We start from the raw sequence: 24221 nt of genomic DNA on the forward strand, positions 1-24221 counted from the left end.
CGGTCCGTGCTCTGGCAGGCAGACTTCGGCGGTCACGCACCACGCGTGCCCGGCGGAAACACTTTTGCGGCGACCCTGCGTGGCAGCGCTCACCCGCGCCCGGGGTAGCCAGAACTGGAGAACGTCCATGCTCGAGAACGAGCCCGAGGGCGGCGAACGGACCGGTTCACAGCCGGCCGGGGAGACCGCCGACCAGAGCACCACGGCCGACGGCGCCACTGTCGCCGGTTCGGCTTCACTGGAGCCGGACGGTGCGCAGAGCGCCGAGCCCACCGCGCCGGTGCGGCGTGCCCGGGCGACCCGGCGGCGCGCTGCCCCGCTCAGCCAGCCGGAGCAGACCGACGCGCCGGCCGAGGCGTCCACCAGCGAGACCGCCAGTGCCGAGTCGCCGCAGGCGGAGGTGTTCGCGCCGATCTCCGGTGACCAGGACGTCGCGCCCAAGACCCCCCGGCGCCGTCGCAAGGCCGCCCCCGTCGAGACGACCGCCGAGGAGCCGCTCGTCGCGTCCGCCGCGGAGGTGGCCCCGGCCGACGTGGTTCCGCCGGTCAAGGTGACCCGGACCCGGCGCAAGAAGGCCACCCCGGCGGCGGTCGAGGAGCCGGTCGCCGAGGAGCCACCCGCTGAGCAGCCGGTCGTCGCCGAGGAACCGGCGGCCTCCGACCTGCGCGAGGCCGAGGCCGAGCTGAACGACGCGTCGAGCGCGACAGCCGCCGAATCGCCCTGGGCCAGCGCCGGCGAGGTGTCACCAGGTGCCGCCGTTGCCGGTGTGACAGCTGAGCCGATCGAGCCGGCCGAGGTCGAGCCGGAGCAGCCGCGCACCCGTCGTCGGCGGGCTGCCCTCTCCGCGCCCACTGTGCTGTTCATGGCTCCCCAGCCGGACGCCGTGCCGGTGACCCGGCCGGTCGAGCCCGCTCCCGTCGCCGAGGAGCCAGCGGTGGAGGAGGCCGCGGAGCCGTCCCGCCGCCGTCGGCGTGGTCGCCGCGAGGTCGAGCCGGTGGAGCCGATCGAGGCGATCGAGGCCGAGGAGGAGCCGACCGAGGAGGCCGACGAGGTCACCGAGGCGGATGAGGACGACGAGGACAGCGCTGCCGCGCGCCGCCGCCGCCGGCGTGGTCGCCGAGGCCGGGGCCGGGGTAAGGGTGGGGCCGACGACGCCGAGGACGAGGAGTCCGAGGAGACGGCGCAGGCCGACGAGGAAGAGACCGCCGAGGCCGAGGCCGAGGGGGACGAGGACGAGGAGACCGAGGGCGGGGACGGCTTGACCCGTCGCCGCCGGCGTCGTCGTCGTCGGGGCGCGGGCGACACGGAGGGTGCCGCCGACGACGGTGTACCGACCGTGGTCAAGATCCGTGAGCCGCGTCGGACCGTCGACGAGGTGCAGGGTGTGTCCGGTTCCACCCGGCTGGAGGCCAAGCGCCAGCGCCGCCGGGACGGCCGGGAGCAGCGGCGGACGCGACCGCCGATCCTCAGCGAGTCGGAGTTCCTGGCCCGCCGGGAGGCGGTCGACCGGGTGATGGCGGTCCGCCAGCGCGGTGACCGTACCCAGATCGCCGTGCTGGAGGACGGGGTGCTCGTCGAGCACTACGTCACCCGCAACTCCTCCGGCACCATGGCCGGCAACGTGTACCTGGGCAAGGTGCAGAACGTGCTGCCCAGCATGGAGGCGGCGTTCGTCGACGTCGGGCGGGGCCGCAACGCGGTGCTGTACGCCGGCGAGGTCAACTGGGACAACTCCGGGTTGGAGGGGCGGGCCCGCTCGATCGAGCAGGCGCTGCGCTCCGGCGACTCGGTGCTCGTCCAGGTCACCAAGGACCCGATCGGGCACAAGGGCGCCCGGTTGACGAGCCACATCGCGCTCTCCGGCCGGCACCTGGTCTACGTGCCGAACGGCAACGCCTCCGGGATCAGCCGGAAGCTGCCGGACAACGAGCGCAAGCGGTTGCGGGACGTGCTCAAGAAGCTCGTCCCGGACGGCGCGGGCGTGATCGTCCGGACTGCCGCCGAGGGCGCCAGTGAGGACGAGCTGGCCCGCGACGTCAAGCGGCTGCAGGCGCAGTGGGAGGACATCCAGGCCAAGGCCGCCGAGGGTGGTGCCCCGGTGCTGCTCTACGGGGAGCCCGACCTGGTCATCCGGGTGGTCCGGGACCTGTTCAACGAGGACTTCCGCGAGCTGGTGATCGAGGGCGAGCAGTCGTACGAGATGGTCGAGTCGTACCTGTCGCACGTCTCCCCGGACCTGGTGGACCGGGTGCGTCGGCACGTCGGCACGAGCGACGTCTTCGCCGAGTACCGGATCGACGAGCAGATCATCAAGGGCCTGGACCGCAAGGTCTTCCTGCCCTCCGGTGGCTCGCTGGTGATCGACCGCACCGAGGCGATGACTGTGGTGGACGTCAACACCGGCAAGTACACCGGCTCCGGGGGCAACCTGGAGGAGACCGTCACCCGTAACAACCTGGAGGCGGCGGAGGAGATCGTCCGCCAGCTCCGGCTGCGCGACATCGGTGGCATCGTGGTGATCGACTTCATCGACATGGTGCTGGAGTCGAACCGGGAGCTGGTGCTGCGCCGCCTCACCGAGTGCCTGGGCCGGGACCGCACCAAGCACCAGGTCACCGAGATCACCTCGCTCGGCCTGGTGCAGATGACCAGGAAGCGGATCGGCGCGGGCCTGCTTGAGGCGTTCAGCGAGACCTGCGAGTGCTGCAAGGGTCGGGGCGTCATCATGCACACCGAGCCGGTGCCGGAGAAGCCGCGTGCTGCGGGCGCCGGGGAGAAGGTCAAGGCGGTCGCCTCGTCGGTGGCTGCCGCTCCGGCCGCCGAGCAGGGCACCGCGTCGTCCCGTCGCCGGGCGCGCAAGAACGCCCCGGCCGAACGGGCAGTGGTGGAGGTCGTCGACACCGACACCAGCGCCGAACCGGACGCCGACTACCAGGACACCATGGGCTACGACCTGTCCCGCTACGAGTCGGACACCGCCGCCGCGCCGGCGATCTCCGACAGTCAGCGGGGGGAGTCGGCCCGGTTGGCCGCGGCGGACGACCCGGACGCGCTCGCCGACGGTGAGGGCGACGAGGAGGGCGCCGAGGGTGGCTCCGGCCGCCGCCGGTCACGCCGGGGCGGCGCCCGCCGGCGGACGCGCCCCTGACCGCCTGACCGGCCACGTGTTTGGCGAGGTCCCTTCCCCGGCAAAGTGACGGGGGAGGGACCTCGTCGTTGTGGCCACTCCGGCCCGGACCGGCCGTCCCTGGTCAGGAGAAGAAGATGCGTCGTCTGCTCGCCGCCACCGCGCTTGTCACAGTGCTCCTCGACGTGGCTGGTTGCTCCGCCGACCGGCCCGGCGGCGGGTCCGGCCCGGTCGACGTGACCACCGGTGCCACGGCCGGGGTGCCGGCAGGTGGTGCCGCCGCGGGCGGCGTCACCCCGGTCTGCGTCGCCGCCCAGCAGGCCAGCACCACAGCCGTCCGGACGTACGTGGCGGAGCTGGGCCGGCTCGTCGCGGCGGTGGGGGCCGGGGACAGCAGCACCGCCGTGGCGGCGCGGGTGCGGGCCGAGGCGGCGTTGGCCGGCTGGCGGAGCGAGCTGCGGAAGCAGTCGGAGCAGACCACCGATCCGCAGCTCAAGACACTGCTCACCGACCTCGGCACCGAGGTTGCCGCGCTCGGCGCTGACGTCGAGTCCATCGACGAGACCGAACTCGACAGGCTCCAGCAGCGCCTCGATCAGCTCTGCGCGCGCTGACCAGGGCGGGCCGGTTTGGGGTCCGGGCCGGCGATGGCGTACTCTTGCCTGCGGCCCACCTTTGGTGTGCCGAGTTCCCGTGTGCCCGCGCCGCCGTGCACTGCTACCCGGCGAGCCGCTGCGGGGACGACCGCCAGCAGCCTCAACGACAGGGAGTCCGCCTCCGATGTACGCGATCGTCAAGACCGGCGGCAAGCAGTACAAGGTCGCCGAAGGCGACGTGATCGAGGTCGAGAAGCTCACCGGTGCTCCCGGTGACGCGGTGAAGCTCACCGCGGTGCTCCTCGTCGACGGTGACGACCTGGTGACCGACGCGGCGAAGCTTGCCGAGGTCGCGGTGTCCGGCGAAATCGCCGCGCACACCAAGGGCCCGAAGATCCGGATCCACAAGTTCAAGAACAAGACCGGCTACCACAAGCGCCAGGGTCACCGCCAGCCGTTGACCCAGGTCAAGGTGACCGGCATCTCCAGCGGGAAGTAGGTCGTCCTCCAATGGCTCACAAAAAGGGTGCGTCCAGCTCGCGTAACGGTCGTGACTCCGCGGCCCAGCGACTTGGCGTGAAGCGCTTCGGTGGTCAGGTCGTCAGCGCCGGTGAGATCATCATCCGGCAGCGTGGCACCAAGTTCCACCCCGGTGACCTGGTCGGCCGTGGTGGCGACGACACGCTGTTCGCGCTGTCCGCCGGTGCGGTCCTGTTCGGCACCAAGCGCGGTCGCAAGACCGTCAGCATCGTTCCGCAGCAGTAGTTCTCTTCGCTCAAGCGGGCCGCGGACCTCCGGGTCCCGGCCCGCTTAGCCTTTTTCGCGCAGTGCGAGGTCGACCTCGCTGGAAGGATTGACGCCGTGGCGACGTTCGTTGACCGGGTCGTTCTGCATCTGCAGGCCGGCGATGGCGGGCACGGCTGTGTCTCGATCCACCGCGAGAAGTTCAAGCCCTTCGGTGGGCCGGACGGCGGTAACGGCGGGCACGGCGGCAGCGTGTCCCTGGTCGTCGACCCGCAGGTCACCACCCTGCTCGACTTCCACTTCCACCCGCACGTCAAGGCCGACAACGGCAAGGGCGGCGCCGGGTCGAACCGGGACGGGGCCAACGGCCGCACCCTGATGCTGAAGGTGCCCAACGGCACAGTGGTGCAGACCACCGACGGCACGGTGCTTGCCGACATGGTCGGCGCGGGCACCACCTTCGAGGTGGCTCGGGGTGGCCGCGGCGGGCGGGGCAACGCGTCGCTCGCCAACGCCAAGCGCAAGGCGCCGGGCTTCGCCGAGTTGGGCGAGCCCGGTGACCAGCTGGACATCGTGCTGGAGCTGAAGAGTGTCGCCGACGTCGGCCTGGTGGGCTTCCCGTCGGCCGGCAAGTCGTCGCTGATCTCGGTGATCTCCGCCGCGAAGCCGAAGATCGCCGACTACCCGTTCACCACCCTCGTGCCCAACCTCGGCGTGGTCCGGCTGGACAACCACACCTTCACCGTCGCCGACGTGCCGGGCCTGATCCCCGGCGCGGCCAACGGCAAGGGGCTGGGTCTGGAGTTCCTGCGGCACATCGAGCGCTGCGCGGTGCTTGTGCACGTCATCGACTCGGCGACCCTGGAGCCCGGCCGTGACCCGGTCGCCGACATCGACGCCATCGAGGCCGAGCTGAGCCAGTACGGCGGGCTGACCGACCGCCCCCGGCTGGTCGCCGTGAACAAGGTCGACGTGCCGGACGGCCGGGACCTCGCCGAGATCGTCCGCCCCGACCTGGAGGAGCGCGGCTACCGGGTGTTCGAGGTCTCCGCGGCCACCCGGGAGGGGCTCAAGGAGCTCACCTACGCGATGGCCGAGCTGGTCGAGGCGGAGCGCAAGGCCGCCCCGCCCGCCGAGCCGACCCGGATCGTGATCCGTCCGATCGCTGTGGACGACGACGGCTTCACCATCACCGCCGAGGTGGACGGCTCGTTCACCGTTCGCGGTGTCCGACCGGAGCGCTGGGTCAAGCAGACGAACTTCGACAACGACGAGGCGGTCGGCTACCTCGCTGACCGGCTGGCCCGACTCGGGGTGGAGGACAAGCTGGCCAAGGCCGGGGCGGAGCCCGGTGACCTGGTCCGGATCGGCGAGCGTGAGTTCGACTGGCGACCGACGCTCTACGCCGGCGTGGACTTCGTACCCGGCAACCGGGGCACCGACGTGCGCCTGGAGGAGAAGTCGAACCGGCTCTCCGCGGCGGACCGGCTCGCGGCCCGCAAGGCCCGCCGGGTGCGGTCGGGCGACGAGGTGGGCGCGGACGCGTCCGACGACATCGACGAGGACGACGCCGAGTAGCCCGTTGCGCTCTGTGATCGGGTTGATTTCCGGAAACCTTCGCGAAATCCACCAGTTCTAGCGTGGGGTGATGCTGATCGAGTCTCGGCCTGTCATCGATCCAGAGATCGCCGCCCTGGTCATCGCGCAGCAGCGTGAGCTGCGTGCGGCTGACGGCGGGCTGGATGGGCAGGTCTTCGTCCCACACGACGACGTCCGTTACCTGGCGGCGGTGGTGCAGGGTCGGGCGGTGGCCTGCGGCGGGCTCCAGTCGCTCGACGCCGAGACCGGCGAGATCAAGCGGATGTACGTCCGGCCCGCCTACCGGGGGCGGGGCATCGCCCGGCAACTGCTGGCCGCCCTCGAGGAGTGTGCGTTCCGGCAGGGGCAGTCGGTGGTCTGCCTGGAGACCGGCACCTACCTGCCGGCCGCGATCGCGCTGTACACCTCGTCCGGCTACGACCAGATTCCGGTCTACGGCGAGTACGTGGGCAACCCGTACAGCGTCTGTTTCGCCAAGCGACTGCCGGTCGCGGCCTGACGGCCGTGCCCCCGCTCAGGCGCCGGTGCTGGCGTGCGCGACGGTCACCGGCTTCGACTCGGGTGAGGCGTGCTGGCGCAGGACGATGCTCAGCAGGATCAGCGCCCCGACGGCGAGGAATTCGCTCTGCCAGTTCTGCATGGACTGGAACCAGAAGTCGCTGGTGCCGAGGAACTCCCACACGCCGATCGGTGGTGCGCCGCTCTGTAGCGCCTGTTCCTGGTTGTATGCGGCGGTGCCACCCAACAGATGGCCGACGAACGAACCGGCGAAGATCAGCAGCAGGGCGAGGGAGAGGCTGTTGCGGTAGACCACCAGGGGCAGGCCGCCGACGCGCACCGGCCAGGGTGACTGCGGGGTCGCCCGACGCTCGTCGTCCTCCGGTCGGTCGGTCTGGTCCACCGGCTTCGACTCGGCCGAGCCCCGCTGCACCAGGTACGCGGTGAGCAGCACGTACCCGCCCATCTGGAGGAACTCCGACTCCCAGTTCTCGAAGACGGCTTCGGCGAAGTGACCACTGGTCAGGTAGGCCGGCCAACTCAGCGGTGCGGCCCCGAACTGGGTCAGCTCCTCGTTGTGGGTCTGCCAGCCGAAAACGCTCTGCAGCACCAGGAAGACCAGAAAGGCACCGAGCATGGCGACGGCCAGGGCGTTGTCGCGGAGCCAACGAGGCATGTCGACCTCCTTCGCCGATCGGTTACCCCGGCCGGCCCTGCCGGAAAACCCCGAATTTCCAGCTCAACGCCGTTCGGCCGGATTGTCCAGCCGCCCGCCGGTGCCGGCCTGGTTCGACAGCAGCAGCCCGAGGGCGAGCATCCCGAAGCCGAGCGCGAGGTGCAGCCAGTTGTCGGCGTCGTTCACCGGCAGGATGTTCGCCCCGCTCTCGGGGTCGACGGACTCGATGACCAGCCCGTACAGCCAGAGCGCGAGATAGGTCGCCCCGCCGACGGCCAGGAACACGCGCGCGCCGGCGACGCTGCGGGCCAGCACCAGACCCACCAGCCCGAAGAGCAGGTGCAGGGCGTTGTGCAGGATCGACACCTGGAACAGGCCGAGCAGTTTCGCGTCCGAGTGGTGTCCGCCGAATCTCAGGTCGCCGTAGTCGCTGGTGACGCCGGGCACGAAGCCGAGAACGCCGATCAGTAGGAAGACCCCGGCCACGACCAGCGCGGCCACCTGGACGCGGCGGCGAGGGCCCGCCCGTCGGCCACCTCGTACGTCCCGTGCCATCGCTGCCCCCTCCGTGGCTCTGCCAGCCCCTCGCGAACCTCACTGTCCGCAGCGGCGTCGTGACGCAGCCCGACGATCCTCCATTTTGAAGTCGATCGGGCCGGCCGCGCAGAGAAATGCACGAAGAGGTATGGAAGCCAAAACCGAGGGTAGGTGAATGGTCAGCGGCTGCGGCAACGCATCCCCCAAGCACAACCGCGACGACTTTCTGAGCGGAAGGGAAATCATGTCTTACGATCTTTCATCTACGTCTTCCACGTACGGGCAGGAGTCGACGAACGGTGGCGGTGTCCGCGACCAGGCGCGTCAGGTCGGCTCCGAGGCCGCGCAGGCTGGCGGTGCGGTCGCCCAGACGGCCAAGGAGCAGGGCACCGAGGTCGGCCGCGAGGCGGCCCGGCAGGCCCGCAACCTGTACGGCGAGGCCCGCACCCAGCTCGCCAGCCAGACCGGTGAGCAGCAGCGCAAGGCCGCCGGTGGATTGCGTTCGCTTGCCGACGAGATGCGTTCGATGGCCGAGCAGGGTGGCCAGGCCGGCCCGGTGACCGAGTTGGCCCGGCAGGCCGCCGACCGGGTGCACGGGGTGGCCGGCTGGCTGGAGCAGCGCGAGCCCGGCGACCTGATCACCGAGGTCCGTGACTACGCCCGACGCAACCCGGGCACCTTCCTGGTCGGCGCGGCGGTTCTCGGTGTGCTGGCCGGCCGGCTGACCCGTGGCATCTCCGCCGCCGGTGACGACTCCGGCAACGGATCCGCGGCCTACCGGGGCGCCGGGGCGTACGACCCGGAGCGGACCGCCGTCATCCCGACGCCGGCACCGGCACCCCGCGCGGTGCCGGACGGCGTCCCGTCGGGCGGCTACCTCGACCCGACCCCCGGCACGTACACCGAGCCGACCCCAGGTGGCTACACCGACCCGACCCCGGGCGGTTACACCGACCCGACCCCGGGTGGATACCGCGAGCCGACCGGTACCGGGCAGCCGCTGCCGCCGGTACAGCAGACCGACCCGCTGCCGGGCGTTCCGTCCAGCGGCACCCCCCGCCCGTGAGCCGTCGAGTCATCCGAAGGGAGGCGACGGCATGACCATGCCGACGCAGGGGCCCGGCCTGGGCTCCGGCTACTACCCCGACGCGGGTGCCCCGCACTCCGCCGACGAGGTGAAGAGCAGTTCGTTGGGTGACCTGATGCGTCAGGTCACCACCGACCTGTCGACGCTGATGCGTCAGGAGGTCGAGCTGGCCAAGGCGGAGATTCGCCAGGAGGGCAAGAAGGCCGGCAAGGCCGCGGGGCTCTTCGGCGGGGCCGGCTTCGGCGGCTACATGGTGGCGCTCTTCGTGTCCATCGCCATCTGGCAGTTCCTGGACAACGTCATGGACTCCGGGCTGGCCGCACTGATCGTGGCCGTCATCTGGGCCGCGGTCGCCGCCGTCCTCTACTCCAAGGCCAAGAAGAACGCCCAGCACGTACGTGGGCTCAAGCAGACGAACGACAGCGTGCAGCGGATCCCCGACGCGCTCAAGCCGCACCCGGAGGGAGTCACCCGATGAGCACCGATCCCGATCAGATCCGCCGGGAGATCGAAGCCACCCGTAACAGCCTCAGCTCCGATGTGGACGCGCTGGCGTACAAGGTAAGCCCCAGCCGCATCGTCGACGACCGCAAGCAGCGGGCCCGCTCCGCTCTGCAGAATGTGAGGGACAAGGTCATGGGAACCGCGTCTGACCTCGGCCACGGCACCGGCCAGGCGGCCCACTCGGTGGGTGACCGCGCCTCGTCGGCGGCCTCAAGTGTCAGCGACGCCGCGCACTCGGCGGCGACCAGCGTCAGCGACGCCGCGCACAGCGCGCCGCGGGTGATCCGGCAGAAGTCCCAGGGCAACCCGCTCGCCGCCGGTCTGATCGCGTTCGGGGTCGGCTGGCTGGCCTCGTCGCTGATCCCGGCCTCCCACCGCGAGCAGCAGGCCGCGGCCCAGCTCAAGGAGCGGGTCGGCGAGCACAGCGGTGCGGTGAAGGAGAAGCTGGGGGAGGTGGCCAGCGAGCTCAAGGAAGAGCTGCGCGAGCCCGCCCAGCAGGCCGCCGAGTCGGTGCGGTCCACCGCCCAGGACGCCGTGCACGCGGTCAAGGAGGACGGCAGGTCGGCCGCGCACGACGTCAAGGGTCAGGCCCAGCAGGCCCGGCACCAGGTCAGCCCCTGAACCACCCCGATCCCGACAGCTCGCGGCCATTTCGGTGACCGCGAGCTGTCGCGTTCTCCGCCCTGCCGCGGCTCGGGACGCGGTCAGTGGCGGCGGCGCAGGGCCCGGGTCGGGTGGGCCGCCCTGCGGATCCGGGTGTCGCCGTAGCGAACACCGCCGAGCAGGAACCGCTCGGCGACCGCGATCCAGCCACACACACCGCGCTCCACCAGCCAGAACGGAGCCGCCAGCGCCGTCGCGGCCGGAAAGACCGCGGTGCCGCCGGCGCGCCGGCGACCCATCTCGGCGAGGGCCACGACGCCTGTCGTCGCGGCGAGCACCAGGGCGGGCCGCCGAGCCGCGACCGCCGCCGCCACTGCCGGCAGGACCGCGAGCGCGGTCAGCAGGCGGGCCGGCTGGGCCAGATCGTCGTACGCCTGCCGGACCCGTTGGCCACGGAAGTGCGCGGCGTCGGGAGGCAGCCGGCGTACGAAGAGCCAGGCCGGAGCCGCCTCGGTGCCGTCGTTGGCGCGCAGGGTGCGGATCAGCTCCAGGTTCTCGAAGAGTACGTCCGGGTCGTACCCGCCCATGGCGAGGAAGGTGCTCCGACGCACCGCGAGGGTGCCCGGGTAGTCCGCGCCGAGCGCCCGGTTGAGCAGCGTCCGCCCGGTGTCCCACCAGGCGTGCCAGGGCAGCGGGTCGAAGTAGTTCTGCGGTCGCACCAGATCGACCCGGTCCAGTAACCGGTGTACGGCGGTCAGCCCGGCCTCGTCGTACCGGACGTCGTCGTCGGCGATCACCACGTGCTCGTGCCCTGCCGCGCGCACACCTGTGTGTACGCCGATCACCTTGCCGTTGAGCCCGCGCGTGGTGGCGTCGGGCGGGAGGTGCCGGACCAGCCCCCGCCAGGCGTCGGCGTGCCGCGCGAACACCGCCGGTGCCGAACCGTCGACCACGATCACGTCGACCCGCTCGGCCAGCCACCGCAGGTACGCGGTCAGCTCGGCCAGGCCGCCGTCGGCGTGCCAGCGCAGCGGCAGCACGTACGTCATCGGCAGTCGGACCGGCGGCGGGCTGGCGCGGCCGGGGTCGACGACCTCCCGGCGTGCCGCGCGCCGGGCGTCACCGGGTGGGCTGCACAGGGACATCGGCGTTCCTCCTCGGCCGGGCCACGTGCGCCGTGGCTGAGCAGCACGTGCCCGCATTCCCGCTGATCAAACGGAGGTGTTGTTTCGACCGCCCGACGCCGGGTAGCGCTGCCGGAAAGAGCTGTCCGTGCCCGGGCGTCCGGGTGGAGGAGACGAGATGACGAACAACGGAACGAGATGGGCAGTGCTCGGCGTCACCGCCGTCACGGCGGTCGGTGTGGGGCGGGCGGTGGCCCGCCGTCGGCACCGGCATCAGCCGGATCGGCAGGACGGCTGGTACGTGGTCCGCCGCGGGGTGACTGTGGATCGGTCCCGGGACGGGGTGATCGACTTCTGGACCGACCGGGAACGGTTGGACCGCGCGCTGGCCGGGTGGGCCACCCTGGAGCAGCTCGACGACCGGCGCTGGCGGTGCGTGGCGCGCGACCGGGCCGGTGGCGCCACCGAGTGGCGGGCCGAGATCACCGTCGACGGGCCCGGCACGCTGCGGTGGCGGGTCGAGGACGGGTCGGCGCCGCAGGAGGGGCGGATCGAGCTGGCCGACGCCCCCCAGGGCCGGGGCACCGAGATCCGGGCCGAGCTGCGGTACCGCTCGGGCCCGGTGCGCCGGGTGCTCGGCCTGGTCGGTGGGGACGACCCCGATCTGGCGCTGCGCGACACCCTGCGGCGGGTGAAGTCGCTCATCGAGTGTGGCCAGGTGCTGGACACCCGCGACGACCCGTCCGGCCGCAGCCCGAGGCAGGAGAAGGCGACCGACAAGGTCCGGGAGAAGCTGATGACGGGAGGCCGGGCGTGAGGGCACTGTGTTGGGAAGGCGTCGGCAAGCTGGCGGTGCGGGACGTGCCGGAGCCCCGGATCCGCGCCGAGGGGGACATCATCGTCCGGGTCCGGGCCAGCAGTGTCTGTGGCTCGGACCTGCACCTGATCAACGGGTACCTGCCGGCGATGCGGGAGGGTGACATCCTCGGCCACGAGTTCATGGGCGAGGTGGTGGAGACCGGGCCCGGCGTACGACAGCACAAGGTCGGTGACCGCGTGGTGGTCGGGTCGGTGGTCGCCTGCGGTGGCTGCTGGTACTGCCGCACCGAGCAGTACTCGCTCTGCGACAACTCCAACCCCCAGCCGGTGTTCACCGAGAAGCTGTGGGGGCACTCACCGGCCGGCATCCTGGGCTACTCGCACGCCGCCGGCGGCTACTCCGGGTCGCACGCCGAGTACATCCGGGTACCGTTCGGTGACGTGGGAGCGTTCGGGGTGCCCGACGGGGTGCCCGACGACTCGGTGGTGTTCGCCTCCGACGCGATGCCCACCGGGTGGATGGCGGCGGACTTCTGCGGGCTCACCGGTGGCGAGGTGGTCGCCGTCTGGGGTGCCGGCGGTGTCGGTCAGATGGCGGCCCGGTCGGCGCAACTCCTCGGCGCCGAGCGGGTCATCATGATCGACCGGTTCCCGGACCGGCTCGCCACCGCGACCGAGCGGATCGGCGTCGAGACGATCAACTACGCCGAGACGGACGTGTTGGAGGCGCTGCGGGAGCTGACCGCCGGCCGCGGGCCGGACGCCTGCATCGAGGCCGTCGGCATGGAGTCGCACGACGTCGGCCCGACCTACGCGTACGACCGGGCGAAGCAGGCGGCGCGGTTGCAGACCGACCGGCCGACCTCCGTACGCCAGGCGATCATGGCCTGCCGCAAGGGTGGCACGGTGAGCATCGTCGGCGTGTACGCCGGTCTGGTCGACAAGTTTCCGCTCGGCGCGGCAATGAACAAGGCACTGGTGTTGCGGATGGGGCAGATGCACGCGCAGCGCTACATCCCGATGCTGCTCGACCGGCTCGCCGCCGGCGAGATCGACCCCGGCTATCTGGCCACCCACCCGATCTCCCTGGACGAGGGGGCACACGGCTACGAGTTGTTCGAGAAGAAGCAGGACGGCTGCCTCCGCAGCGTGCTGCACCCCTGATCCGCTGAGCGCGCCGCCTCGCCGGTCGTCCCGAACGGCCGGCGAGGCGGCGGTCAGCCGGTACGGCGGATGTTGCTGAGGGTCAGACCGAGGGGCGGCAGCGCCGGCATCCGGTGCAGGTCCAGGGCCAGATCCTGGACGGGCACGTCGTAGCGCATGCTGCTGGTCAGGTTGCCGACCGCCCGTTTCATCAGGTCGATGGTGAGCCACTCGCCCGCGCACCGGTGCCCGGCCCAGTGGTCACCGCCGCCCTGCGGGATCAGCTCGAACGGGTCCACCCGCCGTCCGGCGAACCGTTCGGGGCGGAACAGCTCCGGTTCCGGCCAGAGAGCCGGGTGGTGGTTGGTGCCGTACAGGTCGAGCAGCACCCGTCGGCCCCGGGGAAAGTGGTGGCCCTGCCAGTCGAAGGAGTGCCGGACCCGGGCCGCGGCGATCGGGAAGAACGGGTAGTAGCGGCGTACCTCCTGGACGAAGTTCTCGGTGGCCTCGTCGTCGTCGCGGACCCGTTCCCGCCAGCCCGGATGGTCGTGCAGGGCGAGTGCGGCGAACGCGATGTACTGGTCCACGGCGACCACCGGCCGCAGCACGTTGAGTAGCTCCACCGCCGCGACCCGCCGGGGGAGGAGTCGGCCCCGCCGGTCCCGGTGCTCGGCGATCACGGCCAGGGCGCTCCCGGACGGCGCCGGGACGCGACCGATCCGGGTCCGTTCGATCAGGTCGCCGAGCCAGCGTTCGGCGCGGTGCCGGGCCAGCCGTCCCCGCCAGTGCCGGGGCCCGACCACCGCCGGCCCCTCGATCATCGCGTGCAGTTCGACGGCGCGTCGCTCGACCTGCGACGTGGGCAGCGGCACCCCGGCCCAGGCGCAGACCACAGTGGTCAGCAGGCGGCCCAGTTCGTCGTAGAGCGACAACGGCCCGCCGGCCGCCCAGGCGGGGATCCGGGCCCGCCACTCGTCGTCGAAGAGTTGGCCGAGGTGCCGGATCGCGGTCGGTGTCATGATCGACATGAACATGGCCTTGCGGTCGGCGTGCTCCGGCCCGTCCAGCCCCTGTACGCCCCGTCGACCGGTGAGGGTCCGCTGCACCCGCAGTGGCATGGCCGTCGCGCGTTGGAAGCGTTCGTTGTCGTAGAACACCATCGCCGCCGGCCGCCCGCGCAGGCAGATGGTCGGGGCGAGCAGGATCCGGGTCTGGAAGACGTCGCTGCCGTACCGCTCGCAGCGTTCGCCGATGAACCGGTAGCCGGCGCGGAGCAGGGCGAGGGTGCTGTCCGGACTGCTGTCGACCGGCATGGTCGTCATCAGATCTCCTCACGCGCGGGTGCGGCCGGTCACCGCCGGGGCCGGTAGCGGTTACCCCCGTCGCCGTCGCTGAATCCCCCGCGCCGACGGCACGCCGGCTGGCCCCTCCCAGGAGCGGCGGAACCTGGTTTGCTGCTGGTGGGGCAACCACGGGGAGGGCGGATGCGCGACAACACATCGCCGCACTGGCGGCAGCGGCGGACGGGCGGGGCGCTGGGCGCGGACCGCGCCGGTCGATCACTGATCGGGCCGCCGGGACGGCCCGTCCGGCCGCACCGGTTCTTCACAGTGCACCTGGGCTTCACCGCGCCCACCGTGGTCGAGGCCCGCGAGTTGGCAGTGGCGTACGCGGAGGCGTTGAGCCTGCTCCGCCCGGAGGTGGCGCTCGGCGCGGCGGCGTTGTCGCCGGCCGACGCCTGGCAGCGGGCCGAGCGGCTGTTCTGCGGTGCGCTCGGCCCGGACGGCGAACGCTGCGTCGACGTGGCCGATCATCCGGGCTTCCACCATGCCCCGGGGCCCGGTGGTCTCGGTTGGGGCGACGGCGACGGCCCCGCCGGTGGCTGACCCCCAACCCGGGTCGCTGGTCCCGGGTTGGCGGCCACCGCACCCCGGTCGGCGCGATCAGTCCAGGTCGAACTCACCGTCCTGTGCGCCAGCCACGAACGCGTCCCACTCGGCCTGCGTGAAGACCAGCACCGGCCCCTCGGGCTCGGCCGAGTTGCGCATCCCGATCAGGTCGTCGACGAAGGCGACCTCGACGGCGCTGTCGGAGGTGTCCCCTTCGGCCCGCTGCCAGACCGCCCGAGAGAGGTCGAAGTCGCCCTTGGGGTGCTGCGCCATTGTTCTTTCCTCCAGTGCCGAGGTCGTGTGGTGACCGCGTGTCGATCCCCATCGGGCAGGATAAGCGGATGCCGAGCCTGACCCGTGTAGAGGCGACCGCGCGTGGCGCGGCGATTACTGTCGAGTCCTATCAGGTGGACCTCGACCTGACCGGCGGTGCGGAGCTGTTCCGCTCCCGCGTCGCGATCCGGTTCCGGGCGACCCCCGGTGCCGCGACCTTCGCCGAGGTCAAGCCTGCCAAACTGCTGGCGGTACGCCTCAACGACCGCGACCTCGACACCGACGTGCTGGCCGACAACCGGCTGCCGTTGAGCGACCTGGCCGAGGAGAACACGCTCGTCGTCGAGGCCGAGATGGCGTACTCCAACGCGGGGGAGGGGATGCACCGTTTCGTCGATCCGGCCGACGGCGAGACGTACCTCTACGCGGTGAGCTTCCTCGACAACGTGCAACGCATCTTCGCCGCGTTCGACCAGCCGGACCTCAAGGCTCCGTTCATCCTCTCGGTGACCGCCCCGCCGGAGTGGACCGTAGCCGGCAACGCCGAGGTGGCCGCCACGCCGGCCCCGGGTCGCTGGGAGTTCGCCCCCAGCGCGCCGCTCGCCACGTACTTCTTCTCGCTGATCGCCGGTCCGTACCACGTGCGGCGGGCCGAGCACGACGGCGTGCCGCTGGGCATCTACTGCCGCAGGTCGCTGGCCGGGCACCTCGACGCCGACGCCGAGGAGATCTTCACCGTCACCCGGCAGTGCCTGGACCGGTTCCATCAGCTCTTCACCGAGCGCTACCCGTTCGGCAAGTACGACCAGGCGTTCGTGCCGGAGTTCAACGCCGGTGCCATGGAAAACCCGGGGATCGTCACCTTCCGGGACGACTACGTGTTCCGCTCGGCGGTCACCGACACGCAGCGTGAGCAGCGGGCCACCACCATCGCGCACGAGATGGCCCACATGTGGTTCGGTGACCTGGTCACCATGCGCTGGTGGGACGACCTGTGGTTGAACGAGTCCTTCGCGGAATACCTGGGCACCCGGGTCACCGCCGAGGCGACCCGTTTCGACAAGGCGTGGACGACGTTCGCCATGCGTCGTAAGGCCTGGGGGTACGCGGCCGACCAACGGCCCTCGACCCACCCGGTCGCCCCGCAGGAGGTGGCCGACGCCGACGAGGGCCTGCTCAACTTCGACGGCATCTCGTACGCCAAGGGCGCCAGCGTGCTGCGGCAGCTGGTCGCGTGGCTCGGCGACGAGGTGTTCCTCGCCGGTCTGAACGCGCACTTCGCCGCGCACCGGTTCGGTAACGCGACGCTGGCCGACCTGCTGGTCAGCCTCTCCACGGCCAGCGGCCGGGACCTGTCCGGTTGGGCCGAGGTGTGGCTGCGCCGGCCGCAGGTGAACACCCTGCGCGCCGAGGTCACCGTCGACGCCGACGGCCGCTACAGCGAGGTGTCGGTGGTACAGACCGCGCCGGCGTCCCACCCGGTGCTGCGCCCGCACCGGATCGACGTGGGCCACTACGCCCCGGACGGCACCGTGCGGCGCGACGACCTCTACCTCGATCCCGCTGTCGACGGCGGCCGGACCGTGCTGGGGGCGTTGGCCGGCACGCCGGCGGCCGGGCTGCTGCTGCTCAACGACGGTGACCTGACCTTCGCCAAGGTGCGCCTCGACCCGGCGTCGGCCGAGGCGGTTGCGCTGATGCTGCCCCGCCTGACCGACCCGCTCACCCGGGCGATCCTCTGGGGCGAGGCGCTGGACGCGGCGACCGACGGGGAGCGGCCGGTCACCGGGCTGGTCGACCTGATGGCCGCCGCGCTGCCCACCGAGACCGAAGTGATCATCGCGGAGGACGTGCTCACGCTCAGCCGGTCGTTGGTGGACCGCTACCTCGACCCGCTGTCTCGGTCCGCGGCGCTGGCCCGGGTCGCCGGGGCATGCCAGCGGCTGCTCGACGGCGCCCCAGCGGGGGAGTCGTTGCAGTTGGCCGGCGCGCGGGGGTGGATCGCCGCGACCACCGACGCGGACCTGCTCGTCGGCTGGCTCGCCGGCCGGGACGTGCCGGCCGGTCTGCGGGTCGACGCGGAGCTGCGCTGGGCCGTGTTGCACCGGTTGGTGGTGCTGGGCGCCGCCGGCGAGGCGGAGATCGCCCTCGAGTTGGCCGCCGACAACAGCTCCACGGGCGCGGAACGGGCCGCCCGGTGCCGGGCCGCCCAACCCGACCCGGCCGCGAAGAAGGCGGCCTGGGACATCATCGTTCGCGACACCGAGTTGTCCAACCGACTGCTCGAGGCGACCGCCGAGGGGTTCTGGCAACCCGAGCAGGCCGAGCTGACCGCCGGTTATGTCGAGCGGTACTTCGCCGACATGCCGTCGGCGGCGCGTCGGCGTACCCCGTGGACGGCCGACCGGGTGGCGAAGCTGGCGTTTCCCCGCTACGCCGTGGCGCAGCCGACCCGGGAGGCGGCCGCGGCGCTGCTGGCCGGCGACGACCTGACCCCCGGCCTGCGCCGGGTGATCGTCGACGCCGACGACGACCTGCGCCGCGCGCTCGTGGCCCGCACGGCGGTGGCCGCCGCGGCGGCGTGAGGGCGGCGCGGCTGAGCTGTGGCCGGGCGCGGGGTGGTGGGTGGGCCACCCCGCGCCCGGCCCGCCCGCTCAACGCAGCGCGAGCTCCGTCGTGACCGGGGCGTCCCAGTCGATGACGTAGCGCTGCTCGTGGGCGATGGTCTTCTCCGGGTCCAGCACCGTTCGCACCATCAGCGGCAGCAACAGCGGCATCAGCGTCCGGGCGACAGGTCCGGGTGCCTTGGCCTGGTTGATCCGGGCCGCGCGGGCGGCGACCTTCTCCACCCTGGCCCGGCGCAGCCGCACGTACGCGGCGAACGCCGCAGCCACGTCCGGCAGGTCACGAAGGCAGCGGGCGAGCTGCACCGCACTTTCGATGGCCAGCGACGCACCCTGCCCGGAGCTGTTCGACGGCGCGTGCACCGCGTCGCCGACGAGCACCATCCGGCCCCGGTGCCAGTGCGGCACGGGCGGCATGATCTGCAACGAGCCGGCCACCTGGAGTGCGTCGGCGTCGCTTGTCGCCATCAGCTCCCGGCCCGGGTCGTCGTCGCCGTAGCTGGCACGTAGCGTCTCCATCCACTGCCGCGCCGGCACCGCACGGGCCTCGACGAGGCTCATCGGCCGCTGCTGCGGCAGGTTGGCGCCCCACCGGGTGCCGCCGCCGGGCTCCGGCCAGTACAGGTAGTAGCCCCGTTGCCCGAACGCGAACGTCATGGTGCCCGGCTCGACGCCCACCTCGTGCCGGGCGACCGCCTCGAAGCTGAGCAGGCCGGTGAACCGGGGGCCGGGCGCGGCCGGGTCGATGAGCCGACGAACTGTGGACCGGATGCCGTCCGCGCCGACGAGGATGTCGGCGGTGGCGCTGCTGCCGTCCTCGAACCGGGCTGTCACGCCGCTGTCGGTCTGCTCGGCGTCGACAAGCCGTTTGCCGTAGACGAACGGGACGCCCTCGGCGACCGCCCGGTCGTGCAGCACCCGGTGCAGTTCGGCCCGGTGCACCACCCGCAGCGGCGGCACCCCGGCCAGCGTGGGCAGGTCGAGGCGGCGACGGCCCACGGCCATCGCGCTGCGCTCGATCGGGGTGGCGACCGCCGTCACCGCCTCGTCCGCGCCGACCATGCGGAGCGCCGCCACACCGTTGGGCGCGAGGGCGAGGGTGCCGCCGATGCCACCGACCCCGCCGGCGGTGGCGGGGTACGCCTCGTAGACGGTGGCGGTGATGCCGGCTCGGTGCAGCGCGAGCGCCGTCACCGGTCCGGCGATGCCGCCGCCGATGACGATCGCGGTTCGTTCCGTGGTCATGGTCTCTCCCTGGTTGTGGTCGGTTCGTGGGCGTACGAACCGACCTGGGAGGGCGCCCCGGCTATCCTCTGGTTGCCGCTTCGGGCCGGGTGCCTGCCCAGGTATCGGTTCGAGGTAGAGGCTCCGGCGGGGTGTTGGCGCACCCCGCCGGAGCCGTTCGGTCAGTCGGTGGTCTCCGTGGTCGGGGTGCTGGTCCGCTCCGCCAGCTCGGTCAGCTCGGCCGGCATCTCGCCGGTCTCGTGGAAGGCCCGCCAGCTGTCCAGCCCCGGATAGCTGCCGGAGGTCAGCTCGGCGAGCAGGCCACGCAGCCAGGTCGCCTCGGCGGCCCGCAGGGCCAGGTCGTACTCCGACTCGACCAGGAACAGTCGCGGGATCTCCCGCAGGTGGGCGTCGAGCGTCTCGCGGTCCCGCCGGAGGGCGTCGTCGAGCAGGTCGAGTCGTTGACGGAGCAGGCCGGTGGCCTCGTCGGGATGCAGGGCGGCGAGGACTGACAACCCGGCCCGGAAGCGGGGATGCTCCGGCATCGGGGTGGCGACCAGCTCGCGGGCCCAGTCGACAAGCTCGGCCCGGCCCGCTTCGGTGATCCGGTAGATGGTGCGTTCCGGGCGTCGACCCTCCCGAAGGCTCTCCACCGCCTCGATCAGGTGGTGTTTGTCCAGGTTGCGGATCACCGTGTAGAAGGAGCCCCACTTGAACTCCATGTCCTGGTCCTTGCCCCAGGTGCGCAACGCGGTGGCGATCTCGTACGGGTGCATCGGCCGCGGGACCAGAGCGGACAGCACGGCCAGCGCGAGCAGGTTGCTGACCTTACGCCGCTTCGGCACGACACCCTCCGCTGTCACTCGCAGACAATTACTTGTCCACGAGTATATGTCCACGAGTAGCGCTGCCGCGACCCCTCCACCACCCGAACCCGGGCCCGCTGGTCGACGCGGTGTCCCAGCGGGTCGTGGCGGAGCTCGCACCCAGGCCGGGGTGGCCTGCCCCGACGCTCGGCCTACGATCATCGGGTGGAGGAAGATATCCGGCGGATCGGCATCATGGGTGGCACCTTCGACCCGATCCACCACGGCCACCTCGTCGCGGCCAGTGAGGTGGCTGACCGGTTCGGCCTGGACGAGGTGGTCTTCGTCCCGACCGGGCAGCCGTGGCAGAAGGCCGACGAACCGGTCAGCCCGGCCGAGGACCGGTACCTGATGACCGTCATCGCCACCGCCTCCAACCCGCGCTTCCAGGTCAGCCGGGTCGACATCGACCGCAGTGGGCCGACCTACACCGTCGACACGCTGCGCGACCTCCAGGCCGAGTACGGCCCCAAGGTGCAGCTGTTCTTCATCACCGGTGCGGACGCCCTGCAACGGATCCTGTCCTGGAAGGATCTGGACGAGATCTTCGAGCTGGCCCACTTCGTCGGGGTGACCCGGCCCGGCTTTCCGTTGACCGACAAGCACCTTCCGGCGGACACCGTCAGCCTGATCCAGGTGCCCGCGATGTCCATCTCGTCGACCGACTGCCGCGCCCGGGTGGCCCGAGGTGAGCCGGTCTGGTATCTCGTGCCCGACGGTGTGGTGCAGTACATCGCCAAGCGAAGCCTCTATCAGCGCTGACCGCGCCGGGTTCCGGGTGGTTTGTGTATGTAACCGACCAGAACTGCCCGGTCGGGGCGACGCCAGGTGTGAGACGCTTGGAGGATCGCACGCTTGATCGAAGGAGAACGGTGACAGTTTCCGAACGCGCTCACGAGCTGGCAATGGCGGCTGCCCAGGCTGCCGCCGACAAGAAGGCGCAGGACATCACGATCATCGACGTCGGCGACCAGCTCGCCATCACCGACGCGTTCGTGCTCGCCGCCGCCCCCAACGAGCGTCAGGTGCTGGCCATCGTGGACGCCATCGAGGAAAGCCTCCTGGAGTTGCCGGACAAGGCCAAGCCGGTGCGGCGCGAGGGCGAGCGTGGTGGCCGTTGGGTGCTGCTCGACTACGTCGACATCGTGGTGCACGTCCAGCACACCGAGGAGCGCGAGTTCTACGGGCTCGACCGCCTCTGGAAGGACTGCCCCACCATCCCGTTCGTCGATCGCGACCTGGTCGAGGCCGACGCCAGCGGGTCCGCCGCCGCCGAATGACCCGGCTGATCGTCTGGCGGCACGGCAACACCGACTGGAACGCCGCCAACCGCGTCCAGGGGCAGACCGACGTACCCCTCAACGATCTTGGTCGCGACCAGGCCCGCGCCGCCGCGCCGCTGCTCGCGGCGCTGCGGCCCGACGCCATCGTGGCGAGCGACCTGAGCCGCGCCGTGGAGACCGCCGCCGCGCTCGCCGCGTTGACGGGTCTGCCGGTCCGCACCGACGCCCGGCTACGCGAGCGGCACTTCGGGCAGTGGCAGGGCCTGCACCTCACCGAGGTCGCCGAGCGTTTCCCCGAGGAGTACGCCCGCTGGCGGGCCGGCGACCCCGCTCCGGGCGCCGATCTGGAGCCCCTGCACGACCTCGGCGAGCGGGTCGGCACCGCGTTGCGCGAAGCAGCCGAGGCGGCACCCGGCGGCACTGTGGTGATCGCCACCCACGGTGGCGGATCCCGGCAGGGCATCGGCCACCTGCTCGGCTGGGACACCGGCCTGCTGCGCACCATCGGTTCCCTGGCCAACTGCCACTGGAGCGAGCTGCGGCACGACGACCGCGCGCCGACGATCGGGCGTCCGCAGGACGCCAGTGGCTGGCAGTTGCGGGCACACAACGTCGGCTTGATCACCGCTCCGGTCGCCGTCGACGCGGTCTGAGCGCTCGCGCTTCGGCGTTGGGGGCCTCGATCGGCTAGCGTGCCGGGCATGCCCGTCGCGGTCGTCATCGACTCCACCGCCTACCTTCCACCCGAGCTGTCGCACGCACACCGGCTGACCGTGGTCCCGTTGACAGTCGTGCTCAACGGCGCGGAGGGGCTGGAGGGGGTGGAAACCCAACCGGCCGATGCCACAGTCGCGCTCAGTGCCCGGCGGGTCACTGCCACCACCTCCCGCCCGGCGCCCGACCAGTTCGCCCGCACGTACCGGCAGCTGCTCGACGGCGGCGCGGACGGGATCGTCTCCGTGCACCTGTCCGCCGCGCTGTCCGGCACGGTTGAGGCCGCCCGACTGGCCGCTGCCGAACTGGGCGGCCGGGTCGAGGTCGTGGACAGCCGGTCCGCCGGCATGGGGCTGGGCTTTCCGGCCATCGCCGCCGCCACCGCCGCCGAGAGCGGCGTCAACCTCGCCGGGGTACGCGACGCGGCGCTCGCCGCAGTCGCCCGCACCACAGTCTTCTTCTACGTCGACACGCTCGAGTTCCTCCGCCGGGGCGGCCGGATCAACGCGGCCGAGGCGCTGCTGGGCACCGCCCTGTCCGTCAAGCCGATCATGCACATGCCGGACGGGGCGATAGTGCTGCGCGAGAAGGTCCGCACCGCCAGCCGGGGAGTCACCCGGCTGGTGGACCTGGCCGTCGAGGCGGCCGGGGACGACGACGTGGATCTCGGGGTGCATCACCTGGCCGCGCCGCAACGGGCCGAGGCGCTGCGTACCGCGCTCACCGAACGGCTCGGTGCACGGCTGCACGACACGTACCTCTCCGAGGCCGGCGCGGTCGTCGGCGCGCACGCCGGCCCGGGGCTGGCCTGTGTGGTCGTCCACCGCCGACCGGAGCACTGAGCGGTGGCCACGTCGTGTGTGGTGACCGGCGGCGGTCGCGGTGTCGGCCGCGCCGTTGTCGAACGCCTGGTGGCGACCGGTGCCAATGTCGTCGTGTTGGAGCGCGACGCCGACGCTGTCGACTGGTTGGCCGGGCACCCGGCCGCCGACCGACTCGTCGCGGTGCTCGGGGACGCCGGTGACGAGCAGGTGGCCGAACACGCAGCCGAGCTGGCCGAACGCGCGGCGCCCCTGACCGGCTGGGTCAACAACGCGGCGGTGTTCCGCGACGCCGCGCTGCACTCCGCGTCGGCCGACACGGTCCTGGACCTGATCGGGCTGAACCTGCGCCCGGCCGTGGTGGGCGCTGCGGTCGCCGTCCGCCGGTTCCTGGCCCGCGCCGCCGGCGGCGCGATCGTCAACGTCTCGTCGCACCAGGCCCGCCGGCCGGTGTCGGGTGCCCTGCCGTACGCGACGGCGAAGGCCGCAGTGGAGGGGCTGACCCGGGCGCTTGCCGTCGAGTACGGCAAGCACGGCATCCGCGCGAACGCGGTAGCGCTCGGCTCGATCGCCACCGAGCGGCACACCGAATTCCTTGCCGCACAGGAACCCGCCCAGGCCCGGTGGATCGACGACGAGCTGAATCGGTTGCACCCGGTGGGCCGGATCGGGCGGGTCGACGAGGTGGCCGAGGCAGTCGCGTACCTGCTGTCACCGGCGGCGAGCTTCGTCAACGGGGTGACCCTGCCGGTGGACGGGGGACGAGCCGTGCTCGGCCTCGACCCGGAGGCCCGCTGACCGTTTTGTCGCGCCGCTGCTCCGCGTCGCTGTGTTAGCCTCCGTGCACGCCCCAGATGGGCCTACCCCCCGGAGGTTCTGGCTACTTCAGCCACCACGCCGAGATCGACGCGATGTCCGCGTCTCTCGTGCGGGATCCGGGGCGTCGGCGCCCTCGGGGCTTTGTCCTAGCTGTGGCTGCGGGGGGCTCTGGGCCTCCGGTCGGGTCCTCGGATCGACCGGAAGACGGTACACATGACAGTCACGTTCAACCACACCATCATCGCCACCAAGGACCGGAACGCCTCCGCCGCGTTCTATCGGGAGCTGTTCGAGTTGCCCGAGGCGCCCTCGTGGGGGCCGTTCGTCAACGTCATGTTGGACGAGGGTGTGTTGCTCCAGTTCGCCGAGCCGCCGGTGGACATCCAGATGCAGCACTACGCGTTCCTGGTCGACGACGAGTTGTTCGTGCGGTGCCTGGCGTTTGTCGAGGAGCGCGGCATCACCTACTGGGCCGACCCGCAGCTCAAGCGGGCGGGGGAGACCAACACCGAGCACGGTGGGCGGGGCTTCTACTTCTTCGACCCGGCCGGCCACGCCATCGAGATCATCACCCGGCCGTACCTGTAGTGGCCGAGATCGGCGCTAGCTGACCGCTCGTCGAGCAGGGGTGCCGGCTCCGGTGGCAGTTCA

26 protein-coding genes are annotated in these 24221 nt (G+C 71.8%); 19 read left to right on the top strand and 7 right to left on the bottom strand.

All coding sequences use genetic code 11. The features are described from left to right. Positions 1 to 127: 127 nt before the first annotated feature. The 6 genes from AB0B85_RS28520 (at position 128) to AB0B85_RS28545 (ending at position 6565) form a co-directional block, all read left to right on the top strand. The gene (locus AB0B85_RS28520; RefSeq protein WP_357412053.1) at positions 128 to 3148 is read left to right on the top strand and encodes an Rne/Rng family ribonuclease; all 3021 of its coding nucleotides are present in this window, start codon (positions 128 to 130) and stop codon (positions 3146 to 3148) included. A gap of 116 nt (positions 3149 to 3264) precedes the next feature. Next, positions 3265 to 3741 carry a hypothetical protein gene (locus AB0B85_RS28525; protein WP_357412054.1) on the top strand — a complete coding sequence of 159 codons (477 nt, stop codon included), beginning with the start codon at positions 3265 to 3267 and terminating at the stop codon, positions 3739 to 3741. Positions 3742 to 3907: 166 nt separating this feature from the next. Continuing rightward, positions 3908 to 4222: a 50S ribosomal protein L21 gene (rplU, locus tag AB0B85_RS28530; protein ID WP_007464063.1), complete on the top strand. Its 315-nt coding sequence runs from the start codon at positions 3908 to 3910 to the stop codon at positions 4220 to 4222. An 11-nt stretch (positions 4223 to 4233) separates the two neighbouring features. Next, positions 4234 to 4488, top strand: a complete 255-nt coding sequence (gene rpmA / locus AB0B85_RS28535) for a 50S ribosomal protein L27 (protein ID WP_007464062.1) — start codon at positions 4234 to 4236, stop codon at positions 4486 to 4488. 96 nt (positions 4489 to 4584) lie between these two features. Beyond that, the gene (obgE, locus tag AB0B85_RS28540) at positions 4585 to 6045 is read left to right on the top strand and encodes a GTPase ObgE (RefSeq protein ID WP_357412055.1); all 1461 of its coding nucleotides are present in this window, start codon (positions 4585 to 4587) and stop codon (positions 6043 to 6045) included. Between the two features lie 70 nt (positions 6046 to 6115). Beyond that, positions 6116 to 6565 carry a GNAT family N-acetyltransferase gene (locus AB0B85_RS28545; RefSeq protein WP_357412056.1) on the top strand — a complete coding sequence of 150 codons (450 nt, stop codon included), beginning with the start codon at positions 6116 to 6118 and terminating at the stop codon, positions 6563 to 6565. Positions 6566 to 6580: 15 nt separating this feature from the next. Here AB0B85_RS28545 and AB0B85_RS28550 read toward each other — a convergent pair whose 3' ends face one another. Further along, positions 6581 to 7240 carry a DUF6766 family protein gene (locus AB0B85_RS28550; protein WP_357412057.1) on the bottom strand — a complete coding sequence of 220 codons (660 nt, stop codon included), beginning with the start codon at positions 7238 to 7240 and terminating at the stop codon, positions 6581 to 6583. A 63-nt stretch (positions 7241 to 7303) separates the two neighbouring features. Beyond that, complete coding sequence (locus AB0B85_RS28555) at positions 7304 to 7795, bottom strand: DUF4383 domain-containing protein (RefSeq protein ID WP_357412058.1); 492 nt, start codon at positions 7793 to 7795, stop codon at positions 7304 to 7306. Between the two features lie 226 nt (positions 7796 to 8021). Here AB0B85_RS28555 and AB0B85_RS28560 point away from each other — a divergent pair, with 226 nt between their 5' ends. The 3 genes from AB0B85_RS28560 to AB0B85_RS28570 are packed head-to-tail and all read left to right on the top strand — an operon-like array spanning position 8022 to position 9989. Further along, the gene (locus AB0B85_RS28560; protein WP_357412059.1) at positions 8022 to 8843 is read left to right on the top strand and encodes a hypothetical protein; all 822 of its coding nucleotides are present in this window, start codon (positions 8022 to 8024) and stop codon (positions 8841 to 8843) included. 31 nt (positions 8844 to 8874) lie between these two features. Continuing rightward, complete coding sequence (locus tag AB0B85_RS28565; RefSeq protein ID WP_357412060.1) at positions 8875 to 9342, top strand: phage holin family protein; 468 nt, start codon at positions 8875 to 8877, stop codon at positions 9340 to 9342. Then, entirely contained in the window at positions 9339 to 9989 is a 651-nt protein-coding gene (locus AB0B85_RS28570; RefSeq protein ID WP_357412061.1) for a DUF3618 domain-containing protein, read from the top strand. The genes AB0B85_RS28565 and AB0B85_RS28570 overlap by 4 nt, the downstream gene beginning before the upstream one ends. Positions 9990 to 10072: 83 nt before the next feature. Here AB0B85_RS28570 and AB0B85_RS28575 read toward each other — a convergent pair whose 3' ends face one another. Further along, positions 10073 to 11116: a glycosyltransferase gene (locus AB0B85_RS28575; protein ID WP_357412062.1), complete on the bottom strand. Its 1044-nt coding sequence runs from the start codon at positions 11114 to 11116 to the stop codon at positions 10073 to 10075. 157 nt (positions 11117 to 11273) lie between these two features. On the opposite strand from AB0B85_RS28575, the gene AB0B85_RS28580 reads away from it, so the two are divergent. Both AB0B85_RS28580 and AB0B85_RS28585 read left to right on the top strand, forming a co-directional pair. Beyond that, a complete protein-coding gene (locus AB0B85_RS28580) occupies positions 11274 to 11912 on the top strand; it encodes a cyclase (protein ID WP_357412063.1) in 639 nt (212 codons plus the stop codon). Then, positions 11909 to 13078, top strand: a complete 1170-nt coding sequence (locus AB0B85_RS28585; protein WP_357412064.1) for a zinc-dependent alcohol dehydrogenase — start codon at positions 11909 to 11911, stop codon at positions 13076 to 13078. The genes AB0B85_RS28580 and AB0B85_RS28585 overlap by 4 nt, the downstream gene beginning before the upstream one ends. A 53-nt stretch (positions 13079 to 13131) precedes the next feature. On the opposite strand, the gene AB0B85_RS28590 is transcribed toward AB0B85_RS28585, so the two are convergent. Continuing rightward, positions 13132 to 14379, bottom strand: a complete 1248-nt coding sequence (locus AB0B85_RS28590) for a cytochrome P450 (protein ID WP_357412065.1) — start codon at positions 14377 to 14379, stop codon at positions 13132 to 13134. Between the two features lie 162 nt (positions 14380 to 14541). Between AB0B85_RS28590 and AB0B85_RS28595 the strand changes: the two genes are divergently transcribed. Further along, positions 14542 to 14943, top strand: a complete 402-nt coding sequence (locus AB0B85_RS28595) for a hypothetical protein (RefSeq protein WP_357412066.1) — start codon at positions 14542 to 14544, stop codon at positions 14941 to 14943. 57 nt (positions 14944 to 15000) lie between these two features. On the opposite strand, the gene AB0B85_RS28600 is transcribed toward AB0B85_RS28595, so the two are convergent. Next, positions 15001 to 15219, bottom strand: a complete 219-nt coding sequence (locus AB0B85_RS28600) for a DUF397 domain-containing protein (RefSeq protein ID WP_030491749.1) — start codon at positions 15217 to 15219, stop codon at positions 15001 to 15003. Between the two features lie 68 nt (positions 15220 to 15287). Here AB0B85_RS28600 and pepN point away from each other — a divergent pair, with 68 nt between their 5' ends. Beyond that, positions 15288 to 17804: an aminopeptidase N gene (pepN, locus tag AB0B85_RS28605; protein ID WP_357412067.1), complete on the top strand. Its 2517-nt coding sequence runs from the start codon at positions 15288 to 15290 to the stop codon at positions 17802 to 17804. Between the two features lie 69 nt (positions 17805 to 17873). Here pepN and AB0B85_RS28610 read toward each other — a convergent pair whose 3' ends face one another. Further along, the gene (locus AB0B85_RS28610; protein ID WP_357412068.1) at positions 17874 to 19088 is read right to left on the bottom strand and encodes an FAD-dependent monooxygenase; all 1215 of its coding nucleotides are present in this window, start codon (positions 19086 to 19088) and stop codon (positions 17874 to 17876) included. A 161-nt stretch (positions 19089 to 19249) separates the two neighbouring features. After that, positions 19250 to 19912 carry a PadR family transcriptional regulator gene (locus tag AB0B85_RS28615; protein ID WP_357412069.1) on the bottom strand — a complete coding sequence of 221 codons (663 nt, stop codon included), beginning with the start codon at positions 19910 to 19912 and terminating at the stop codon, positions 19250 to 19252. Positions 19913 to 20098: 186 nt separating this feature from the next. Here AB0B85_RS28615 and nadD point away from each other — a divergent pair, with 186 nt between their 5' ends. The 6 genes from nadD to AB0B85_RS28645 all read left to right on the top strand — a co-directional run bounded on the left by nadD (position 20099) and on the right by AB0B85_RS28645 (position 24158). Beyond that, positions 20099 to 20695 (top strand): nicotinate-nucleotide adenylyltransferase, encoded by a 597-nt coding sequence (gene nadD / locus AB0B85_RS28620; protein WP_124817466.1) that lies wholly within the window; start codon positions 20099 to 20101, stop codon positions 20693 to 20695. Positions 20696 to 20805: 110 nt separating this feature from the next. Next, positions 20806 to 21213, top strand: a complete 408-nt coding sequence (gene rsfS, locus AB0B85_RS28625; protein ID WP_357412070.1) for a ribosome silencing factor — start codon at positions 20806 to 20808, stop codon at positions 21211 to 21213. Beyond that, positions 21210 to 21869, top strand: coding sequence for a histidine phosphatase family protein (locus AB0B85_RS28630; RefSeq protein WP_357412071.1), 660 nt, complete (start codon positions 21210 to 21212; stop codon positions 21867 to 21869). Before rsfS ends, AB0B85_RS28630 begins: the two co-directional genes overlap by 4 nt. 48 nt (positions 21870 to 21917) lie before the next feature. Next, positions 21918 to 22772, top strand: a complete 855-nt coding sequence (locus AB0B85_RS28635) for a DegV family protein (RefSeq protein ID WP_357412072.1) — start codon at positions 21918 to 21920, stop codon at positions 22770 to 22772. A gap of 3 nt (positions 22773 to 22775) precedes the next feature. Beyond that, positions 22776 to 23549, top strand: a complete 774-nt coding sequence (locus AB0B85_RS28640) for an SDR family oxidoreductase (RefSeq protein WP_357412073.1) — start codon at positions 22776 to 22778, stop codon at positions 23547 to 23549. A 234-nt stretch (positions 23550 to 23783) separates the two neighbouring features. Continuing rightward, entirely contained in the window at positions 23784 to 24158 is a 375-nt protein-coding gene (locus tag AB0B85_RS28645) for a VOC family protein (protein ID WP_357412074.1), read from the top strand. The last annotated feature ends 63 nt before the right edge of the window (positions 24159 to 24221 follow it).

It is taken from the genome of Micromonospora sp. NPDC049044, assembly GCF_040649215.1.
GTDB lineage: Bacteria > Actinomycetota > Actinomycetes > Mycobacteriales > Micromonosporaceae > Micromonospora.

Excerpts from the sequence above, each read along its gene's own strand:
- AB0B85_RS28520 (WP_357412053.1), top strand. The coding sequence starts at position 128 with ATGCTCGAGAACGAGCCCGAGGGCGGCGAACGGACCGGTTCACAGCCG.
- AB0B85_RS28525 (WP_357412054.1), top strand. The coding sequence starts at position 3,265 with ATGCGTCGTCTGCTCGCCGCCACCGCGCTTGTCACAGTGCTCCTCGAC.
- rplU (WP_007464063.1), top strand. The coding sequence starts at position 3,908 with ATGTACGCGATCGTCAAGACCGGCGGCAAGCAGTACAAGGTCGCCGAA.
- rpmA (WP_007464062.1), top strand. The coding sequence starts at position 4,234 with ATGGCTCACAAAAAGGGTGCGTCCAGCTCGCGTAACGGTCGTGACTCC.
- AB0B85_RS28545 (WP_357412056.1), top strand. The coding sequence starts at position 6,116 with ATGCTGATCGAGTCTCGGCCTGTCATCGATCCAGAGATCGCCGCCCTG.
- AB0B85_RS28550 (WP_357412057.1), bottom strand. The coding sequence starts at position 7,240 with ATGCCTCGTTGGCTCCGCGACAACGCCCTGGCCGTCGCCATGCTCGGT.
- AB0B85_RS28555 (WP_357412058.1), bottom strand. The coding sequence starts at position 7,795 with ATGGCACGGGACGTACGAGGTGGCCGACGGGCGGGCCCTCGCCGCCGC.
- AB0B85_RS28560 (WP_357412059.1), top strand. The coding sequence starts at position 8,022 with ATGTCTTACGATCTTTCATCTACGTCTTCCACGTACGGGCAGGAGTCG.
- AB0B85_RS28565 (WP_357412060.1), top strand. The coding sequence starts at position 8,875 with ATGACCATGCCGACGCAGGGGCCCGGCCTGGGCTCCGGCTACTACCCC.
- AB0B85_RS28570 (WP_357412061.1), top strand. The coding sequence starts at position 9,339 with ATGAGCACCGATCCCGATCAGATCCGCCGGGAGATCGAAGCCACCCGT.
- AB0B85_RS28575 (WP_357412062.1), bottom strand. The coding sequence starts at position 11,116 with ATGTCCCTGTGCAGCCCACCCGGTGACGCCCGGCGCGCGGCACGCCGG.
- AB0B85_RS28580 (WP_357412063.1), top strand. The coding sequence starts at position 11,274 with ATGACGAACAACGGAACGAGATGGGCAGTGCTCGGCGTCACCGCCGTC.
- AB0B85_RS28590 (WP_357412065.1), bottom strand. The coding sequence starts at position 14,379 with ATGACGACCATGCCGGTCGACAGCAGTCCGGACAGCACCCTCGCCCTG.
- AB0B85_RS28595 (WP_357412066.1), top strand. The coding sequence starts at position 14,542 with ATGCGCGACAACACATCGCCGCACTGGCGGCAGCGGCGGACGGGCGGG.
- AB0B85_RS28600 (WP_030491749.1), bottom strand. The coding sequence starts at position 15,219 with ATGGCGCAGCACCCCAAGGGCGACTTCGACCTCTCTCGGGCGGTCTGG.
- pepN (WP_357412067.1), top strand. The coding sequence starts at position 15,288 with ATGCCGAGCCTGACCCGTGTAGAGGCGACCGCGCGTGGCGCGGCGATT.
- AB0B85_RS28610 (WP_357412068.1), bottom strand. The coding sequence starts at position 19,088 with ATGACCACGGAACGAACCGCGATCGTCATCGGCGGCGGCATCGCCGGA.
- AB0B85_RS28630 (WP_357412071.1), top strand. The coding sequence starts at position 21,210 with ATGACCCGGCTGATCGTCTGGCGGCACGGCAACACCGACTGGAACGCC.
- AB0B85_RS28635 (WP_357412072.1), top strand. The coding sequence starts at position 21,918 with ATGCCCGTCGCGGTCGTCATCGACTCCACCGCCTACCTTCCACCCGAG.
- AB0B85_RS28645 (WP_357412074.1), top strand. The coding sequence starts at position 23,784 with ATGACAGTCACGTTCAACCACACCATCATCGCCACCAAGGACCGGAAC.